The 2,500-nt window shown below is 71.5% G+C and carries 3 protein-coding genes; all 3 read left to right on the top strand.

The window, feature by feature from the left end:
- On the top strand, positions 1–421 hold a 421-nt coding region (locus DQW85_RS24415; protein WP_205315372.1), incomplete at its 5' end, for a PucR family transcriptional regulator.
- A 300-nt stretch (positions 422–721) separates the two neighbouring features.
- The gene (locus tag DQW85_RS24410) at positions 722–2,005 is read left to right on the top strand and encodes a helix-turn-helix domain-containing protein (protein ID WP_113702358.1); all 1,284 of its coding nucleotides are present in this window, start codon (positions 722–724) and stop codon (positions 2,003–2,005) included.
- 44 nt (positions 2,006–2,049) lie between these two features.
- On the top strand, positions 2,050–2,500 hold a 451-nt coding region (locus DQW85_RS24405), incomplete at its 3' end, for a copper resistance CopC family protein (RefSeq protein ID WP_162795330.1).

The following is a 2,500-nucleotide window of genomic DNA, read 5'->3' as shown; positions in this document are numbered from 1 at the left end:
CCGCGTCTGCGTGGGGCTCAGCGGCGCGCTGACCGGCGCCGCCGCCATCAGGGGCGGCATCGAGGAGGCCGGTCACGCCCGGCGGCTGGCCGAGGCCCGCGCGGGCGGCGTGGTCACCAGCGACGAGATCTACACGCACGCGCTGCTGCTCGCCACGGTGCCGCGGGACGTCCGCCGGTCGTTCGCCGCCCGGGTGCTGGCGCCGCTCATCGACTACGACCGGCGGCACCAGTCGGATCTGGTGCGCACCCTCGGCACGTTCCTCGACTGCTCGGGCTCGTGGAACGTCTGCGCCAGGCGGATGCACCTGCACGTCAACACGGTGCGCTATCGGATCAGGCGAGTGGAGGAGCTGACCGGCCGCGACCTGTCGGCCATGGCCGACCGCGTCGACTTCTTCCTGGCCCTGCGGGCGGGCTGACCGGGCACCGATGCCGCCACGGTGCGGCGGGCGGCATCGGTCGGGCCCGTCAAGGTACGGTGCCCGCGCCCATCAGGGCGAACAACCGCGAACTAGCAGCAGCTGGGCACTTCCAAAGAATTCCCGACCGGAGACGGCTTGGGAGGAGACGGGTCGGCTCCGGCCGCCGTAGCATTGCCACCGACGGTCACAATTGCCGTCATGAAGGCAGCGAGTACGGACAGGGCAATGCGCGTGCGCATGGGGGTTCTCCCTCGCCTATGAGTTGTTCGGACATAATCATCTCAGGGAGCGGCAGCTGTGACCACATCTGACCTGATCGGACTCCGTATTAAGACGGTAAGACGGCAACGTGGCCTGTCACAGGCGCAGCTCGCGCACCCCGAGTTGTCGGACAGCTACGTCTCCCTGATCGAGAGCGGCAAGCGTACTCCGACCCCCGCCGTCCTCGAATTGCTGGCTCAAAAGCTGGACTGCTCGCTGTCATATCTTCTCAACGGCGTGACCGCCGAGCAGATGGAGGACATCGAGCTCTCGCTCGGCTACGCGAGGCTGGCACTCGAGAACGGTGAGGTCCAGGAAGCCCGCACCCGTTTCGCGGAGCTGCTGGCGAACCATAACCTCGCAGGTCTCACATCGCTGCGTCAAGACACCGAGTACGGGCTGGCGCTGGCGATGGAGGCGTGCGGCGAGCTTGACGAGGCCGTCGCCACGCTCCGCCGCCTCCAGCTCGAGGACCTCAGCCCCGAGCGGCAGATCGACATCGCCATCGCCCTGTGCCGGGTCTACCGGCAGAGCGACCGGCTGAGCGAGGCGATCAAGGTCGGCGAGGCCATCCTCGGCGGCTCGGCCCGGCCGACCTGGACCGACGGGCTGGTCGAGCTCGGCGCCACCCTGCTCACCGCCTACCTGCACAGCGGCGACCTGCTGCGCGCCCGCCAGTTCGCCGCCGAGCTGCTCAACGCGGCCGACATACTCAACACGCCCCGCTCGATCGTCGCCGCCAGCTGGAACGCCGCCGTCGTCGCCGAGAGCACCGGCCACGGTGAGGAGTCGCTGGCCTTCGCCGAGCGCGCCTTGGCCATCCAGTCGGAGAACGGCCAGCCGCGCAGCCTGGCCCGCACCCGGGTTGCGTGCGCGACCCTGAAGCTCCGCGTCCGCCCCGAGGCCGTCGACGAGATCCGGAGCGTCCTGCTGCGGGCCGACGAGGAGCTCGCGCAGACCTCGGCGAGCACCCTCGACCGCGCCAACACCCAGGTGGAGCTGGCCCGCGCCGAGATCACGGCGGGCAACCTGGAGCAGGCGGTCCGCCACGGCCGCGCCGGTCAGGAGCTGCTGCCGACCACCGCGCGGGCCCTGGAGGCCGAGGCCCACCTGCTGCTCAGCCGCGCCTACGGCGGCCTGGGACTGCTGACGGACGCCCAGCGCGAGCTCGGCGCGGTGCGCGACTGGCTCACGCCGCTGCCCGACTCCCGGCGCGCCGCGGGCACCTGGTACGCCGCGGCCGAGACCATGGAGCAGCTCGGCGACGCCGACAGCGCGGCGGAGGCCTACCGGCGTGCCCTGGCCTGCGTGGGGTTGTAGCGGGGGAGGGACCAGGCGGTGGCGTCGGTAGCCTTGGGGATGTCATGAAGAGATCCCTTCTCGCGGCGCTCACCGCGTTCCTCTCCGCCCTTCTCGTGCTGGGCACGGCCGCTCCGGCGCTGGCGCACGACTCGCTCAAGCGCAGCGACCCCGCCAAGGACGCCACGGTCAGGACCGTGGACGAGGTCATGCTGGAGTTCACCGGCAGGGTGCGCATGCCGTTCGTCGTCGTGCGCGGCGCGGGCGACGCCCAGCACCAGGCAGGCAGGCCCTCGCTCGACGGCAAGGTGGTGCGGCAGCGGCTCAAGGGCACGCTCCCCGACGGGTCCTACACGATCGCGTACCGCGTCGTCTCCTCCGACGGCCACCCGATCGAGGGAGAGGTCCCGTTCACCGTCAAGGGCGCCCCGCGCGCCACGGACGACCGGACCGCCACCCCCAGCGCCGCCTCGAGCGCCGATCCGAGCGCCCGGCCCAGCGCCCAGCCGAGCGCGG

This window comes from Nonomuraea lactucae (assembly GCF_003313395.1).
Taxonomy (GTDB): Bacteria; Actinomycetota; Actinomycetes; order Streptosporangiales; family Streptosporangiaceae; genus Nonomuraea; species Nonomuraea lactucae.
The sequence above is the reverse complement of the archived record's forward strand: the minus strand, read 5'-3'. Positions and strand labels throughout refer to the sequence as shown.